Annotated in this window: 11 protein-coding genes and 1 other annotated feature; of the genes, 3 read left to right on the top strand and 8 right to left on the bottom strand. The window is 40.3% G+C overall.

Features of this window, described 5'->3' with window-relative positions; all coding sequences use genetic code 11:
• Window positions 1–51 precede the first annotated feature (51 nt).
• The 6 genes from JOD18_RS14510 to JOD18_RS14485 all read right to left on the bottom strand — a co-directional run bounded on the left by JOD18_RS14510 (window position 52) and on the right by JOD18_RS14485 (window position 11,615).
• Window positions 52–216, bottom strand: a complete 165-nt coding sequence (locus JOD18_RS14510; RefSeq protein WP_204669847.1) for a YezD family protein — start codon at window positions 214–216, stop codon at window positions 52–54.
• 93 nt (window positions 217–309) lie between these two features.
• Window positions 310–1,053: an alpha/beta hydrolase gene (locus JOD18_RS14505; RefSeq protein ID WP_204669845.1), complete on the bottom strand. Its 744-nt coding sequence runs from the start codon at window positions 1,051–1,053 to the stop codon at window positions 310–312.
• Window positions 1,054–1,350: 297 nt separating this feature from the next.
• Entirely contained in the window at window positions 1,351–3,741 is a 2,391-nt protein-coding gene (locus JOD18_RS14500; protein WP_204669843.1) for a glycosyl hydrolase 53 family protein, read from the bottom strand.
• A gap of 130 nt (window positions 3,742–3,871) precedes the next feature.
• Complete coding sequence (locus tag JOD18_RS14495) at window positions 3,872–4,363, bottom strand: GNAT family N-acetyltransferase (protein WP_204669841.1); 492 nt, start codon at window positions 4,361–4,363, stop codon at window positions 3,872–3,874.
• A 15-nt stretch (window positions 4,364–4,378) separates the two neighbouring features.
• Window positions 4,379–4,921, bottom strand: coding sequence for a GNAT family N-acetyltransferase (locus tag JOD18_RS14490; RefSeq protein WP_204669839.1), 543 nt, complete (start codon window positions 4,919–4,921; stop codon window positions 4,379–4,381).
• Between the two features lie 229 nt (window positions 4,922–5,150).
• Window positions 5,151–11,615, bottom strand: a complete 6,465-nt coding sequence (locus tag JOD18_RS14485) for a pullulanase (protein WP_239588144.1) — start codon at window positions 11,613–11,615, stop codon at window positions 5,151–5,153.
• A gap of 426 nt (window positions 11,616–12,041) precedes the next feature.
• Between JOD18_RS14485 and JOD18_RS14480 the strand changes: the two genes are divergently transcribed.
• From JOD18_RS14480 to JOD18_RS14470, 3 genes are all read left to right on the top strand, one after another.
• On the top strand, window positions 12,042–12,218 hold the full coding sequence (locus JOD18_RS14480; protein WP_204669837.1) for a Spo0E family sporulation regulatory protein-aspartic acid phosphatase: 177 nt from the start codon (window positions 12,042–12,044) through the stop codon (window positions 12,216–12,218).
• A gap of 148 nt (window positions 12,219–12,366) precedes the next feature.
• The gene (locus JOD18_RS14475; RefSeq protein WP_204669835.1) at window positions 12,367–13,959 is read left to right on the top strand and encodes an ATP-binding protein; all 1,593 of its coding nucleotides are present in this window, start codon (window positions 12,367–12,369) and stop codon (window positions 13,957–13,959) included.
• Window positions 13,960–13,976: 17 nt separating this feature from the next.
• Window positions 13,977–15,614, top strand: coding sequence for a thiamine pyrophosphate-binding protein (locus tag JOD18_RS14470; RefSeq protein ID WP_204669834.1), 1,638 nt, complete (start codon window positions 13,977–13,979; stop codon window positions 15,612–15,614).
• Window positions 15,615–15,661: 47 nt separating this feature from the next.
• Here JOD18_RS14470 and JOD18_RS14465 read toward each other — a convergent pair whose 3' ends face one another.
• A complete protein-coding gene (locus JOD18_RS14465; RefSeq protein ID WP_204669832.1) occupies window positions 15,662–16,351 on the bottom strand; it encodes an HAD family hydrolase in 690 nt (229 codons plus the stop codon).
• 133 nt (window positions 16,352–16,484) lie between these two features.
• Window positions 16,485–18,176, bottom strand: coding sequence for an arginine--tRNA ligase (gene argS / locus JOD18_RS14460; protein ID WP_204669830.1), 1,692 nt, complete (start codon window positions 18,174–18,176; stop codon window positions 16,485–16,487).
• 62 nt (window positions 18,177–18,238) lie between these two features.
• Window positions 18,239–18,452, bottom strand: a binding site (T-box leader).
• Between the last annotated feature and the right edge of the window lie 43 nt (window positions 18,453–18,495).

The following is an 18,495-nucleotide window of genomic DNA, read 5'->3' as shown; positions in this document are numbered from 1 at the left end:
ATATTTATTGCACAGTCACTGCAGCAACTTTTCTGTGATAAAAGTGTGTGTTTATCTTTCAGTTTTTGTCTTTTTTGCTAGTGGAAAGCGATTCTTCTCTGTGATATCCACTTGTGTAATTTCTCCATCATGTACGGTAATATTTAACGAACCGTATTCTAACCGCTCGATTGCTTCGATAATATTTTTTAACTTTCTATCCGTTACATTCGCCATGTTTATACACCTCTTTGTATATGGTTTAACAACAGATTAAGAAAGAAATCTATGGTTAGGTATTCCTTCAGGCTGTTCATTGGTTGGTATTGATTAACTTAATTTTCCGATAAAATCTTGGATATAACGGCTTATTAAATCCCTGTCTTTGTCTAAGCTGGCTACATGATAAGAATTAGCCAAGATCCGTTTCTCTTTAATGGGTGAACGTACGTGCTTCAAGATATAATCGGTATTCTCTATCGGCACCACATGATCTACGGTGGATTGTAAGCCTAGAACTGGACATGTTACTTGGGATAACTTCTCTCTTACTACATCCAGCAAATCAAGCAACTGTACATATCCATTTACTGGCGTTTCTGTATAGGTGATTTCTTCCTCTTGGACAAATTTGATATCTGGTGCTGATTCCTGAATGTAGCTCTGTTTATCTTCCCAACGATAATGCTGCATATCAGGGATATCGATCGCTGGATTGATAAGAACAATGCCATCTACATCGTCAAACATACTCGCTGTATGTAAAGTCAGCGTTCCACCCATCGACTGGCCAACAATAAATACCTTTTGACACGTTTCTTTCAATTGGCAATAAGCTGCTTCTATATTCCGCATCCACTGTTCATAAGTCTGTTCTGCTAATTCCTGAGGTGTTGTACCATGTCCATCTAATCTTAAACCACTCACTGTATATCCAGCATAGTTTAAACTGCGCCCTATATATTGAACACTCTGGGGAGTACCGATAAATCCATGACAAAGCAAGATCCCAATACTGCCGCTCTGATAATAGAAGGGTTCTGCTCCTTTGATTACCTTTTCCGCTACCAACATATTGCATGCCTCCCTTTCGATAGATCTTTATCCATTTATACCAATCAATTAACTTGGTTTTATATTATAATAGGAGAACTGACCGATGTGTGACAGTTCTTTTTTGAATCCGCAAAATAATCAGCGTTTGTTCTTTGGTTAATTCACATATTATACTGATTCTCATTTAATGTCAATATCTAATTTTAATAATTCATATAAAATTACTTGGTTTTTTATTTTTGTAAATACAGCGTAATAAATAAACTGCAGGAAATCCAAGGTACACCAATAGATTTCCTGCAGCTGAACTGCTTCCTAGCTTGTTTTTCTGCGCCATATGATGATAATTAGAGCTAAGGTACACAATAATCCACCTAAGAACAGCCAGTTATATTGATGAGTAGCTGTGTTCGGTAAGTTTTTTCCGTCTGCTAGTTCTTCGCTTTCTTTCATATGATTTTCCTTAACAGGCATATCATCATCGGCTATTTGCTTATCAGAAGCAAGCTGCACCTGTTCATCTCCGTTTGTATCCTGCTTTTCCAGGTTGTTCGTTTCTTCCGGCAGTTTGTCACTTTCATCTGACTCCTGCTCTCTAGAAGACGGGCTTTCTTTTTCCTTTTCCGTATTTTCTGGCTGTTCTGAATCTTGTGGTGGATCCTCTGGCCGTTCTGGTTCTTGGTAGTCGCTGACCTTGTACAAATAAAAGTCATCTAAGGTGCCCCATGCGCCTGGATTGGCTTGGATATCTGCTCCAATGGTAATTGTTCCATCTGTCACAAGGATTTCGTCTATCTCGCTTTTGATCCAATTTGCCCAGCCGTCTACATATGTCTTACTGCTATGTCGTTCATCTTGTGTCTCTGCAAAAAGCTGCATATCTGCATCTGTAACATCTCCGCCTTGGTTGTACATAGATAGATGATAATAGCCCGGCTCTACCCCGTAAATTGTCTGACTTAGGCTAAAATCAATCTGTTGATCAGACCAGAAATCAACAGCAAAATCACCTGTTCGTGCATTAGATCGATTCTCTTTGATCGATGCATGTGGTTCGACATCCTCAGGAAAATGAATCTCCCACATCATAGTGTCTTCTTCTTCAAAACTTGGGTTTAATATAAGGTTAAATGGTTCGATATTCAAGGCTGCTTGGACATCATAATCCTGTTCTGTTATCCCTTCAATTTGATAGTTTCCGACCCCTGAGGCAATCGCCTCGTCTAATTGTTTATTGTTCCAGCTTACTTTTAACTGTTTTTCACTGCCATCTGTATATACAGCGGTTACCGTTTCAGGGAGTTCTATGTTATCACCCTGCATAAAAGTCCGAACAACAGGCTTGATTTGATCCAATCCAATGGGGGCTGTTGTACCTGTATCTATATAACGGAACACCTGCAAGGAAGCTAATGGGTAACCATAGAAATCAAATAAAGCTTGATTATCAACAGCACTTCCGCCATACCATGCACCCGCATCTTCTGGATCGTATTCCGCGGCAAAACTAGAGGCCCAGCCAGATCCATGTGTTTCCCAAAGCTGTTGATTCACTTCTGGATTCATATCATCTGGATTTCCTACAGGCAGCCATGCCGGTTCCCAATAGAATACACCGATTCCAGCCTCTCCTACATCTGCAACGGCTTGGAAGACATTGCGCAGTGCCGTCGCCTGCCCTTGCACAGTTACTGGATAATCAAGCACCTGACCAACCGCTTGTGGGGCCGTATTGCCATGACCATCTCCATCAGCCTTTGTATACGTATACGAAGTTTCTGCAACGATTACCTTTTTGTCATAAGTATTGGCGACCTCGGTAAGCACATTAGTTAAGTTGGCTAATGTACCATGCCAGAATGGATAATAGGAGCTGGCGAATACATCATAATCCACCTCATGATCAGCCAGCATTTTGGCTAAATTCGCATACCTGCCGCTTGTTTCAGGGTTTGTAAAATGGAGGGCTATCAAGATATTCTCATCTATTTCCCAAACTGCTCTGCTTCCTTCCTGAAACAGTTGTGTAATATTCTCCCAATCCTGTTCACCAGCCATCGCGCTATTGGTCTCATTACCGATCTGTACCATACCAACATCGACTCCAGCTGTAATCATTTCTTGTAAACTATCTTTGGTAAATTGATATAAGGCCGCTTTTTTATCTTCTAAATGAAGTCCTGCCCAAGCCTTTGGTGTTTGTTGTTTCGCTGGATCAGCCCAAAAATCAGAATAATGGAAGTTAACAAATACCTTCATTCCATTGGCGCTTGCTCGTTTACCGATTTCAATCGCCTTATCAACATCATTATTCCCACCGCCGTAGCCATTTCCGTTATCATTATATGGGTCATTCCATACACGGACTCGGACGTAATTGACTCCTGCCTCAGACATTGTGGTAAAAATATCTTGCTCCTCACCTGCTTGATTATAAAATCTCACACCACTTGCTTCCAATGCCAAAATACTAGATACATCTACCCCTTTCATAAAATTTTCGGACAACCCATCGACTCGTTCTACAAAAATATCAGATTCGACTGAGGCTATCCCGCTGTTATCCCCTTTATCTATTGGAATTAATTGGACATCATCAAGATAACCATTTACAGAAGAATCAGCCTTCACATCAGTAAACTCTAATAACGAAAAAGAATGACAGAATAATAGAAATGCTATTAGCAAAGTAACTGCTTTTTTCATATGGTATGTTTCCTCCCTATCCATTTTTGTAAAAAATCCTTCCACAAAAATTATAAAGCGGTTACATATTTTTTTATATATCAAATACTTCGCTAATAGTTTCAAAAAACGACACTTGCGTTGTCATCCATCACGCTGACGCTAATTGTTTACTCATGGTGACAACCCGTAATTGGACAGAATTGGGCTTAGCCATGATTTCTTCTGACACAATTTGATAACCTAGACTTTGATAAAGACTGATATTTCTTGGCACAGACGCCCGCACTTTACAGCGTATCTCTGTTACATTCTTTGTTTCAGCATAACTCTCCAACTTATGTAAGATAGCCTTGGCAAACCCCTTACCCCGAACCTCTGGGATAACGGCTAACCGGGAAAAATATAGATAATCTTCCTCTACCGTAAACCGTACAGCTGCAGAAGGCCGCTGCTGATATGTCAGCAGCAGCGCCTCTTGACCATCTGCCAACGCTGTTTGCATCTGCTCTACTGTTTCATCCAAGGCACTGGAAGGAGGTATCTCCTGACGATATTCCTCATATGCCATCATCGTAACATCATAGATGATCTGACTATCTTCCAGCCCGGCTAATATAATCGAGTAATCTTGCTGCTGCATTGCATCTCTTCCCTTCTATTGTTTCTGCCATTCCTGTTCTAAGATACTGTATAATAAGGAATCACGCCATCTGCCCTTGATCCATAAATTTTCCCGCATTTGCCCTTCTTTAATCATGCCAATCTTTTGCAAAACCTTAGAGGACCCTATATTTTTCGGATCACAAGTAGCATATATCCGGTGGAGCTGATGTTGTTGAAAACCATATGCCAGTAATAGTTTTGCCGTCTTGGTGGCAAGCCCCCTGCCCCAATAAGCAGGATGAATAATATATGAGATTTCTCCCACCTTATTCACTTGATTTTGAATCCGGAGTTCACCTACACCAATTAGTTTTGGATCTTTATGATGGGTAACTGCCCATGCATATCTTGTTCTAGGCTGGTCCTCTGCTTCTTTCAAAATTTGTTCTACAAAGGCCTGCGATTCTTCTATGGTATTAGGCCCCCAAGGCTGGAATTGGCATACGACAGATTGAGAGGCATAATCATGTACTTCCTCCCAGTCACTTTTTCTTATTGGTCTTAGATTAATTTCTTCTATAGTTTTACTTGTCATTATGGACACTCCTTACCTGTCTATGGATGGCGCTCCTATTAAATCGAGCATAATTGCTGTCAGTCAGAGTTTTCTTCATCTCCAACTAAACCTTAGGATTGGGAACTTATCAATAGCAACAGTGAGATAAATATCTTCAGTTTATCATGTTTTAGAGGCTTTCTCTAGCTATTCCCATCTTCCAAAAGCAGAGAAACAGACACTAAAATCAGTGTCTGTTTCATGCTAGTTACTGCCTGCGATATCGCAAGATGAACAATCCCCCTGCTGCTAGTAATAAAGCACCTATCACAAGATAGATATACATATTTGTAGCAGTATTGGGCAGTAATGTCACTTTTCCATCCTCGATTAGTGATTGGTCCACCTCTACAACTGCAAAGGTACCGAAATGATCGACCTGATAGGCAAATGTCGCTGCTGCTTCTTGATAGCTGCCATCATAGAATAGATAGTTATCTTCACTGACTATTTCGATTCCTTTTACATACTGTGGGTCTGTGATCATCTCTTGAAAAACATCCAGCGTTAATGTTGCCGCAGGTTCAAATGAATCAAGCTCTTTACCGTCGCGATCAATTGCACTTACAGCAAAGATATCACTGACTAATGTCAAGCCATCTGGCAATGGATGATCTAATTCTACTGACTCTAAATAAATCGTAAACCCTTTATTATTTGCATTGCTCAGCGGGAAGGTAATTTCTATTCCCTTACCTTTAATAATCAATGGGTAATCACGATAGGCTTGTGCTTGTTGATCTGATATTTCAATGCGAATCCGTTGTTTGTCTATCTCTTGATCGGATAGATCGATAATGACCGCTTCCTTGTCAGGTGCTTTTTCCCATACCTCTTCCGGAATCGTTATTTCTTTTCCTTGGTCCTCACCATTTGAAGATTTATCATCTTGTGGTTTCTTGTCCTTATCCTCTGGTTTAACTGGTTTTTTCGGATTTGGCGGATCTTCTTCGTCTTTGTCTGAACCAGGATCCGGCTGTTCTGGTTTTTCTGGCTCTTCTGGTTCTTCTTTTTCTTCTGGTATTTCAGGTTCTTCCGGAATATCTTCCTCCGCCACTCGAATTACAATCGCTGATAAAGGATCGATTGTGATCGAATCCGCACTCCATTCTATACCGACCGGATCAGCGATTGCATCGGTACCAGCCTGCTGTTGATCGACAATCACCTCACCAGCTGTTAAGTCCTCAGTCAGTGTTAAAGTACGGGATTGTTCGTCAGCATTTACAAACGTAATATAAGCTTCTTTTCCAGACGAAGATTCAGAACGGTAGGCAATCACAAGATCCTCTTCTTCCATCTCTGGTATATCTAACAGGGTAACCTTTTCTTGGACAGCTTCCATTGTACCATGTCGGAAAGCGTCGGTAGAACGTCTTAATTCAATTAAACCTTTCGTGTAGGCTCTGGTCGTTGTTTCTACAGGATAGGCTTCTGAATCAGTCGCCTTCTGCCACTCAAACTTATTGATAGCATCCGTTGAATCATATGAATCATGAATAAAATATGGGAATTCAAACGGATTTCCGTCCTCATCTGTTAAATAAGTTGATTTATACGGTGGTTCGGCCACTTCCCCTTGATAATCGGGGTGACGGAATTGTTTCGTCCTGCCATATTCTTGTCCCGCATGAAGAAAGGAGGTTCCTTGAGCTGTTAATACCATTAAATTACCTAGTCGAATCCGTTGATGGATTTCTTCTGTATGATCCTTCGGGTCCTTCTTAATCGATTGGGCAATAACATCATGCAAGGTCAAATTATCATGTGCCGCAATATAAGGCACTACATCGCCTGGGTCATCTGCCGTAAAGTTGCCTGGATTAGCTGTGATATTATCGAAAATTCTCTCGATATTACGTGCGCCGCCAGTGATAAAGCGCGGTTCTCCTTCACTGCCAAACCCTGACTTCAATTCATTGCGAAAATCATCGGAGAATGATCCAACACTTGTGGTATCCTGCATCCAGTGCTGATCAGCCGGCTGTACATTAGGGTCTGTCTCATCTCCTGCATAGGTTACCCAGCCTTCGCCTATCATGACGGTATTTGGATTGATTTCTTTCGCTTTATCATAAGCGATCTGAATCGTTTCGGCATCATGATCTCCCATCATATCAAATCGGAAGCCATCTACCTTGAATTCCTCTGTCCAATACGTAATCGAATCTACCAAAATACGTCTTGCCATTTGATGTGTAGTTCCTAAACGGCCGCCGCCAAAGCTTTCACGAGGGGTGCCGTCTGCATCCATAAAGTGATAATAATTCGGTTCTAAGTCTTCAAAAATATGCATTCGAGCGGTGTGATTATATACCACATCTAAAATAACACCCATATCCCGCTGATGAATTTCATTAATTAGATTCTTAAATTCTTCAATTCTTTTCTCAGGGTCTTCTGGGTTCTCCGAATACATGCCGGTTAAGGAGAAATAACTATGCGGATCATAGCCCCAGTTGTAATTGGTATTAGTTGAAGCCCAATCCAATAATCGCTCATCCTTGTCCAGCTCATTGGCAAAATAATAACTCATTACCGGTAACAGCTGGATATGTGTAACCCCTAAATCCTCTATATAATCTAGTTTTTCCACAAATGAAGCAAAGGTGCCGAACTGCGCTTCTAATTCTTCATCAATCGATGGATCTGAGGTGAAATCACGTACATGAATCTCGTAAATAATCGCATCTTCTCGTTTTTCAAAGCCATCAATAGCGGCAAAATCTAAGCTTGGTCCGATCGAACTTGGATCAACAATTGCTGCCTTCCCTATATTCGTATCAGGATCTTCATTATTCCAGGCTGCCATTGATTTGGCATAAGGATCGAGTGCTAAGGTGGTATCACCGTCACGTTCAATTGCAAAATGATAGTAGTAGCCAAGCAAATTATCCAAACCCGTTGTTTCTTGGTTTAGCACCGCTTCCCATACCCCTTGTTCGGACCGTTCCATAGGGATATCTTCTGCAATCACTTGTTTGGCATCCTCTTTATCATATAAGACTACGGATACGTGATCGGCACTTGGCGACCATAGCCGTAAAGTAGCCTGAGCAGGACCATGTACCTCTAGGCCTAACTCTCCCTCATAGCCATACAAATGATCCTTTAACCGCCAGCCAATAGCTGCAGTCACTTCACGACCTTGGTGCATAATTGTAAAAGGGACTTGTTCCAGATCAAAACTTCCGTGTAAGGAAACCTTATTCTGTTCTTCCTTTATTGTCACAGACTCCACCTCTACAGCTGCTCCGTCTTTGTCAGTCACCTCCAGTTCATCTACTAATTGTTCTGCCGTTAATCCGTGGACAGAACTGTAGCTTAACTCTATCTCTTGCTCTGACAATATCTCGGCAAATAATAATCCTTCTTCTGTCACAAAATAAGGATTTGTATAGACGGTTGGGTCATCTTTTTGTATAAATATCTGTGAATGCTTATCTAATTGATCAAATGATAACTCATCTGACTGCCAGTCTGTTTCCTTATTTAACATCAAAAACTCTATTTGATTCGGTTCTTCCGTTAGGGGTAAATCATAGTAAGAGCCTTTCATACCTTGACGGTCATCAGCAAAAAAATGGGCACCATCCGGCCAGTTATCTGTTGGTTCTGCCACATCTCCCCATGTCCACAGACCAAAGGCATCATAACTTCCTTCTGTTTGATAAAAATTGACACGAATCGACCCGTCGAGAGCGAGCGGTTCATAGAGAAATAGTTCATAATCCTCTGTCAGCCAGACTTCATTCATTTCTGGAGCAAGTATATCAACAAAAATATCTCCAGAAAGATTATCTCCATTTGCCCGATTAATAAGAAGCCCTATTTGCTCTGGATTATCCGCTAATTCGACATCAATATAACGGCCATATTCCGTTTGATTGGATTCCTCAAACGTTAATGCTGCCCCTGGCCAGCTTCCTGTACTTTCGGATGGCTGGGCAACATCTTCCCATATCCATAGTCCTAATCCGTCAAAATCAGCATCATTTCCTGGGAAATGAATACGCAGATGATTGTCTGGAATCTGATTATTTTCTGGTGGTGTTTCACTCTCTTCCCCATCGATAATTTTACCATTATTTGTCGTAAGCAGCGCAGTACCGCCATTCTCAATAGCAGGAATCTCAATCGTTACCTGATATTCTCCTGCCTCATTCTCCTCGACAGTATAAGTGGTATCTTGATAATGATCGACAATTTCAGTCTCTGGATTATCGACTATAAAGCTAATCTGTTTGGCAGTATCTGCTGTATTAAAACCTAGATAAGCAGATTCTCCTTGGAAGAATCGTTCCACCACAATAAATTCTTCCTGATCTGAACCAGTAATGTGCTGACGGTCTCCCTTAGCCATAAGATCAGAATTTGCATTTCGAAAGGCAGTTAACTTCTGATAGTGTGCTAACATCTCATTTTCTTCTACCTGATCCCATGCCAAGTCATAACGATTATCATACTCTGGCCAGTTATTCGCACCTGTCTGTCCTAACTCTTCACCATAGTAGATCACAGGCTGGCCTTTTGCCGTCATCTGCAGAGTTGCTGCCAGCATCGCTTTGCCATGATCATTCCCCAGGCTGTGAAGAAAACCGTCTTCATCATGACTGCTTAAAAATTGGCCCAGTAAGGACGTGTTATCCATCGCCTGATTTCTTTCGGTTAAACGCTGGTTAGCACTCTCCAGATTGCCCGCTACAAATTGGTGTGCCGTTTCTTTAAACTCAAAGTCTAATAATGAATCCATCGTACCTGTACCTAAATAACCATGATTATTCGACTGCCCAGCTCCCCATGATTCACCAATCAATTGGAAGTCAGGCTTTTGTTTTGTTAATTGATTACGAAAATGCTGCCAAGTCGTATCATCAACATGCTTCACCGTATCCACACGGTAATAGGCTAAAGAATTACCATTTGCTGTCGTAGATTTCTCAACCCAATTAGTCTGCCAGTCTACCAATTGTTCACGTACTGCTGCTTCTTCTGTCTTAAAATCTGGTAAGCCCGATAACTCCATTTTTAAATCACCTGAACCGGAGCTTTCCCTTAACATACCATCAAAACGCTGACGCGCTTCGTCATTCGGATACCCCGGCGGTGCTCCTTCACCTAATCCGCTGTCAGGCTTTAAACCATAACCCGGATGATTTAATACCACATCTGCCATAATATCGATATCTCTTGCAGCAGCGGCATCAATTAATTCATGAAATTCGTCCATTGTCCCTAAATGAGGATTTAGCTGTTCAAAATCCTGAGCCCAATAACCATGATAAGCAAAATAAGAACCCTGAGGCGCATCAAAATTCACATCATACGCTATATTCTCCACAATCGGTGTAATCCAAATCGTATTCACACCAAGTTCTTCTAAATAATCCAGTTTTTCTGTTACCCCTTTAAAGTCTCCTCCTTGATATGTTCCACGTGGATTATCATAATCCTGATAACCAAGGTTATACGGATCATTATTATCTGGATTGCCATCATAAAACCGATCTGTCAGCATAAAATAAATAATTGCTTCATCCCAGTCTCTGGTCTCAGCGCCTATTTCTCTTTCAGAGACGGCAGCCACAGCACTGGTTGTATAAGTTCCACCCTCTTCATCTACTACGGTAACCGGAATGTTTTTCTCACCAGGTTCAACCTGATAAGAAGCAGATAATGTGACCGCCTGCAATTCAGGGGATATCTCAAGCCGTTCGTTCCCTCCTAAAGCGGATGTATCTGCATAAATAGCACGAATCCCCAGCTCAGACGGATTATCTATCTCTACTTCTAAAACAGCATGATCATTATATGTAAATGCTCTATCCACTGAGGCACTTACCTCAATATCATGCTCACCCTCTTTTTCTTCTGGCGCCTCCTCTTCTACTTGATTGGATACATAGTAAGGGTTGGTAAAGACTTCCTCACTATCCGCTTTAAGAAAAATCTGGCGATGCTTATCTAACTCAGCAAAATTCATATCCCCTGTCTGATTGCCGCCATCTATCCGCTCCACTAATAAAAAACCAATTGCTCCTGGATTATCATTCAATGGAATATCTACATAAGCACCATAATCCCCTACTTGTTGATCAGAAAAGGCATGTGCCCCGACCGGCCAATCATCGGTGGGCTGTTCTACATCTCCCCATGTCCATACACCCCATGGTTCATAGGACTCTTCACCGGTCTGGTAATGAATACGAACAATATTATCCTCAAATTCTACTGGTTCATAATAATAGACCTCTCCCTCATTAGTCAGCCAGACAGATGTCATCTGCTCGGATAAAATATCGATCGTAATATCATCGGTGAGGTTAGCGCCCTCCCGATTATTAACCACCAAGTGAATTTGTTTCGCCTCTTCTGTCAGTTCTACATCTATATAGGTACCATATGAATCGGTATGCTCCTCTTCAAACCATGTGCCATTTGGCCATTCTCCAACTGTTTCAGACGGCTCTTTTACATCTCCCCACAACCAGACACCCGTCTCGTCAACAGAATAATCGCCATAATCATAATGAATCCTCAATATGTTGCCTGCTGTTTTTTCTCCTTCTTCTGCTTGAATGGTATACACCGGAATGCTTCCTGCAAACAAGCTAAACAACATCACACCAATCATTAATCGAACGAGGAAACCATATCCTTTATGCTTTCTCAAATTGCCTTTCCCTCCTATATTATAAGTAATAATTTACAACTTTTGCGCAAACGTTTGCATTTACAGATAAAAAGTTACCTCCTTTCCGCAATTTATCTGCCAGATTTAAGCGTTCATTTCCTTATTTAATCTAATAGTCTTTTAGGCTTTAAAGGCTGACAGATCAATAACATGGTGACGATTTGCTATTGTTTATAATGCAATCGCTTTCTTTAACACTATATAATAATTATTTTGAAAACGCAACCGTAATCTTTCAACAGCGCCTTAGAGCGTTACTATCGAACTTGTTGAACACGAATATCTGTATTTATGTTATTAGAAGACAATTTATTAGGGAAAAAATAACTATTTTAAGTTAAAATAAGGAATTTCTTTATAATTTATGCTATCCTATAAAAAAAGTATTTTGTTAGGGTGTTTTGATTGAAAGATAGAAAACTAGAAGCAGAAATTCATGTATTAAAAAACCGGCTATATCAATTAGGGCAGGAAACTACTCAATACTCTAACGGGGAAATATTAAAAGTCAGTGAATTGTTGGACGACAAAATTATCCAGTATCAAAAACTACGACTAAAGAAAAAAAAGGCAACACAGTGACTGGACTAGTACTAAAAAAATCCATATAACTCTACGAAACATCATTTTTTGTTTGAGAAGATGCAGCTGCTTTCACACACTATTAAAAAAGGTTTAAAAGAAACAATTGATAGGATGCGTTCTTTTACTTAGCTTTAGGAGGAATGGAATGAAAGATTTTGCTAGATATATTAGTAATTCCAAGCATAACTGCAAATTACTATATAACATGGATCCCGAAGATATTCCTGTCTTAGCTGTCGGTTTGACCAAACAGGAACTAATGCTTCGAACCCAACATTTCGCAAAAGAATTAAGCTTGGTCCAACATTTTATGAAAAAACTGACTCAATATATGGAGGGCATTCCCGTACTAGTTATTACAACAGATGATCAAGGCAACATATTGGATATTTATGGAGATAAAACAATTAAAGATATGACAGACTCCCTGGGTATTACTTATGGAGCAAGATTTGCGGAAAATACAGTCGGAACCAATTCTGTATCACTAGCATTACAGTATCATGAACCTATTGGACTCAAAGGAACTGATCACTACCATCACTACTTGTCAAAAGTAGCCTGTTATTCTGCACCCCTTTGTTTTTCTGCTGATTCTAGTTTAGTTGGCACGGTTTCGATGATGACAACCGTAAATTTTGCCAGTCACTTCCACTTAGGCCTTTTATCAACAGCTGTCGATACTATTGAAAGAGAGATTCTACTGCAAAAACAAAACCATACACTCCATTTATTGAATCAAGTCATGATTAACTCTACTCCAATGGGGATTGTAATGACTAATCAGAAAGGAGAAATATTAGAATTTAACACTAGTGCCGAAGAAATTATGTCTACCACCAAAGATAACATTATTTATCAAAAGTCCGATCAATTAGGCAAGATTGGTGATTATATTAACCATGTCCTTCAAACAGCAAATTCTGTAGAAAATGCTGAGTTTTCAATCATTGACGGTGACGTTTCCAAAAGTCTGCTGCTAGATGTATTACCGCTATTCGACAAAAAGCAGTTAATTGGAGCATTTGCCCAATTTCGTGATATGACCAACTATCATGAACTGCAGCAAAAATTAATCGAATCTGAGAAATTATCTGCCATTGGCAAGCTTGGTGCAGGGCTGGCACATGAAATAAGGAACCCACTGACATCAATTATTGGCTTGGCTCAACTATTAAAGGAGAAACCAGAGAAAAGTGAGTATCTGGATATTATTACTGGTGAATTAGAACGAATGAAAGGCTTAGTGAATCAATTCGTGTCTTATGGAAAAGCAGCTAATATGGAACGAGAAATGACCGATGTGCAAAAGCTCATTAATGAAACGGTAAAACTAATGAATAATAATGCTCACCTGCACCATGTGCAAATCCATACCAAACCATCTGTTGCGGATACCCACGCTTTCATTGACAGAACGAAAATAAAACAAGTACTTATCAATTTTATCAAAAATGCCTTTGAAGCAATGCCTGAAGGCGGAAAGATTATAATTCGCTTAACAAGGAAAAATGATGCATTTTATATTTCGATTGAAGATGAGGGAATTGGCATGACGAAAGAGCAGCTAGACAAACTTGGCCAGCCCTTCTTCACAACTAAGGAATATGGTCTTGGCATGGGACTGGCAATTTGCTTTGATATGATTCATTCCCATGGTGGTCAGATAGAGTTTACATCTAGAGAAGGACAAGGTACCACGGTATCTATTATTCTGCCAGTTACAAATCATTCATAGGAGAGGAGCGATAGAACATGAAGAAAACAGCCAGCATATTAATGAATAATTTAAAAAGAATAGGGGTTTCTCATGCATTTGGCATACCTGGAAAAGCAATTGTACCACTATTAGCCGCATGTGAGGAACAGCAAATTGACTTTGTACTGTGCCGTCATGAGTCTGCCGCTGGATTCGCTGCAGGGGGCTATGCATTGAAAAAAGGTATTGGAGTTGCCCTTGGCACATCAGGGCCAGGCGGAACCAATCTGTTAACAGCGGCCGGTCAAGCAAAGGCCTTTCACTCCCCTGCTTTATTTATTACTGGTCATCCATCTGCACGAGAATCTGGAAAAGCACAAGGACAGGATTCCTCCATCTTCGGAACTGATCTCGTTAAGATGTTCGAACCGGTAACTTTATTTAGTGCAAGAGTAGAAAGGGCAGATCAATTAGAATTATTTCTGACCCATGCAATTGAGAAAGCAACGACTGGAACGAAAGGACCTGTTCATCTGTCTATTGCAATGGATGTGCTGCAAGAAGAGATTGCGGAATTTATTATCGATCTTCCTGGTTCCGAAGCAAGAGTGATATCCAATCAGCTTGAATCCGTAAGGGAAAAGTTAGCCGTTGCGAAGAAACCACTTTTATTTTTAGGAAAAGGGGTACGTATTTCTCAAGCATATCAAGAGGTGCAATGGTTAGCCGAACAATATCAAATTCCTGTTATGACCACACCTGGCGGAAAAGGTACATTTCCCACCGATCATCCACTATCATTGGGTGCCTTTGGTTTAGGTGGAAATGAACGGGCCGCACAATATGCAGCAGAGTCTGTTGATCAATTAATAGTTATGGGTACTAAACTATCTGATATGTCTTTAGCTGGTTTTACCGAGAATTACTACCCTCAGGAAATCATCCATTGGGATATTGATCCAACTTTTGTACATAAGTCTATTCCAGTGCCAACTCTATTTGTACAAGGAGATATTAAGGCCAACCTTACCGCACTGCATAGAAAACTAGATGATGAAACCACGGAAATTAAGAGAACAGCATTACCTATCGAGCCAATGAACACAGATATAAGCAAGCAAGATCATACCTCTTGGCTGTCCGCTGCAACTGCCGTACAGGAGATTCGGCGATATTTACCGGAAGACACCATTTTATTTGGAGATGATGGCAGCCATACTTTTTATGCGATTAAACATTATGAGATTTATCAGCCAGGCACTTTTTATTTTGACGATGTGTTCGGTACGATGGGACATGGAATCGGCTATGCCATTGGTGCCAAGTTTGCGATACCGGACACACCTGTCGCCTGTTTAACTGGGGATGGCTGTACCTTTATGCACGGAACAGAAATAGCCACAGCCGTTGAACAGAAACTGCCAATCATATTTATTGTCTTTAATAACGTGGCCTTAGATATGGTTGATAAAGGCATGAGAAAAATGCTTGGTCATTCGATTGGCGCTACCTATCAACAGCCATTAGATGTCAAGAAATTCGGTGAATCATTAGGGGCTTCTTCCTATTGCTGCCACAATATAGAAGATATCCAGTATGCTATGAAACAAGCAGCTGATAATCAATCCGGGCCGACTGTTGTCGAAGTAATGGTCGATCCCGAAGAAACACCGCCAATTTTGAATCGGGTGTAAAAAATAGAAGGGCCGAGAAAACATATATGCTTCTCGCCCCTTTTTGTTTAGTCATATATTTTGTTCCACGGTATATCCATTAACGAATCAACTTTCGCCCAGTCATCCCCTTGACAGCGGTGTTGCCGGTCTACTAGTATCCCTTTTATTCCTGCTTGTTTTGCTCCTTCAAGATCATATTTAACCGAATCGCCAATCATCCATGTGCGGGAAGCTGATATGTCTAAGTCATCTAATACATATTGAAAAGCTTGCTGATCAGGTTTCGCAACACCTATTTCTGCACTAATATAGATATTTGAAGTATATGTTTCTATTCCTAAAGCAGCAATCTTAATCCGCTGCCCATCAGTTGGGCCATTGGTTAATATCGCGATTTGTATGTTGGTATGTTTTATCTTTTCCAAGAAAGCGTCAGCATCTGGAAATAACTCAATGTTCTGATTAGCTTCGTCCATATAGGTTTTATTAAGTGACTCAATTAGTGATTTCGATTGGTGGAAAGGACTTGGTAAGGACTTAGCAAACCTGCTATACCTGTACTCCCTAATATTCAAGCGTTTTTCGGTAAACTGCTTAAATAACGCAGGCTCAAACTGGTCGTACCTATCCCAGAATTGCTTGCTGGAAACACCCACCTCCGATAACACATCATTGATTTTCTGCTTGGCATTCTCTTTGGCTTGTTGATAGTCACATAACGTATCGTCTAGATCCAGTATGATACATGCAGGCATCCTACCCCTCCTTTGCACATAAAGTGAAATCCGTTCAAAACCATTGCGTTTCTCCTCTGAAAAGAACTATTGTCCCTGGAGCTGTCTGGCTCTTCTTATTATACTAGGAACATGATACATATGTCATTAGCCATCACATCGCTGCAGGTGCCTTGATTCCCAATAAACGCAGTCCTTCCTTCAAGACCACTTGAACTGAATAGACCAGTGCTAATCTTGTTGGTCTCTTCTGATCTTCATCGCTGATTCGAACAACGGCATAATATTTATTAAATACCTTTGCCAGCTCAAGTAGATACTTGGCTAATTGAGATGGATCATTTCCTTCAAAAGCATATTTGATCGTATCAGGGAAACTCAGCAAATAAATAATAATAGACCAAGCTTGTGCATCGATTTCATGAATGGCAGCATTTTCGTCTGGCTGATAATGACACTTTTTCAAAATAGATGAGGCACGGGCATGGGTATATTGCAGATATGGTCCTGTTTCCCCTTCAAATCTCAGCATATCTGTTAATGAAAATTCGATATCATGCAAACGGAAATTTTTTAAATCATGGAAGATAACAGCGCCAATCCCGACCTCATGAGCAACTTTATCTTTTTCCACAAGTGATGGGTTCTTCTTCAATATATTATTTTTTGCCAGTTCAATAGCTTGTTCCAATACTTGCTCTAATAAAATAATTTTCCCTTTACGTGTCGACATTTTCTTGCCATCTTGTAACAGCATTCCAAATGGAACATGCTGAAGCCCTTGATGCCATGTATACCCCATCGCTTCTAATACCATAAATAACTGTTTAAAGTGAAGCGTTTGTTCATTCCCTACGACATATAATGATTTGGTGAATTGATATCTTTCCTGACGATAAATCGCCGCCGCTAAATCACGTGTCGCATATAAAGACGTTCCATCGTTTTTCTTAATCAGACATGGCGGCAGATCATTATTTACCTTTACAACCATAGCTCCATCCGATTCTTCGAGTAACTGTTTTTCTTCCAGCGTTTTATATACATTATCTATCTTATCATTATAGAACGCTTCTCCATCATAAGAATCAAATGAGATATCTAATAGTTGGTACACTTTCGCAAATTCTTTTAGAGATTCGTCTCTAAACCATTTCCATAAGCTTAATGCCTCCTGGTCCCCTCCTTCCAATTTTTTAAACCATTGTTTGGCTTGATTGTTTAATTCGGGAGCGGATTCAGCTTCTTGATGAAAGCGAACATACAGTTCTAATAACTCTTTGATTGGATTTTGGCTTACCTTATCCGCTGCTCCCCATGTCTTATAAGCAACAATTAATTTCCCAAATTGTGTTCCCCAATCACCAATATGATTAATTCTAACCGGTTGATAGCCGCATTTTTCTGCCAGTAATGCTAATGCATTCCCTATTACCGTAGAACGCAAATGTCCCATCGAAAACGGCTTGGCAATATTAGGTGATGAGAAATCTATCGTAATCACTTGGTTCTGTCCGATATTTGTATTCCCATATTGCTCTTTTTTCACAAGAATATCATGAATGACATCAGAGGCAACTTGGTTTTTATCCAAGAACACATTCACATATCCGCTCACTGCCTCTACTTCGGCAAATAGCGGAGGCGTATCTATTTTTTGTGCTAATTCATGGGCAATATCTTTTGGGGAGCGGCGGTATATTTTGGCTAATTCAAAACAAGGGAATGCCAAATCCCCCATACTTTCGCGTTTTGGTTTCTCTATCATCTTCTCAAGTTCTTCCTTGTTTACATGTTCACCTAACTGTTGATGCAGACTATTTACAAACAATGTTTTATAATCCATCGCTTTACCCCTTTCCGCTTGTTTTATTAATAATAAAAAAATTCTCGTCTCTTTTCATCATGAAAAGAGACGAGAATTATATATTTACCCGCGGTACCACTCTAATTGTTTTTCAACCACTTTCCTTGATAACGAGGACTGCCCCGGTTTTCCATACTCTTCGTTCAGGAAAACATCTACAAAGTGCGCTTCATTACTTGTAAGAAGATTAGGCTCTCACCGTCCCTAATTCGCTGAGCTGTTACAAATAACTACTCTCTTTGTCATCGACGTTAAATATTTCAATTATTATATCTGAAGTGAATGACAATTACAAGGT

The sequence above is a fragment of the Gracilibacillus alcaliphilus genome (assembly GCF_016909015.1).
GTDB classification, from domain to species: domain Bacteria; phylum Bacillota; class Bacilli; order Bacillales; family Amphibacillaceae; genus Gracilibacillus; species Gracilibacillus alcaliphilus.
Note: the sequence above shows the minus strand (reverse complement) of the source record. Positions and strands in the feature narration are given on the sequence as shown.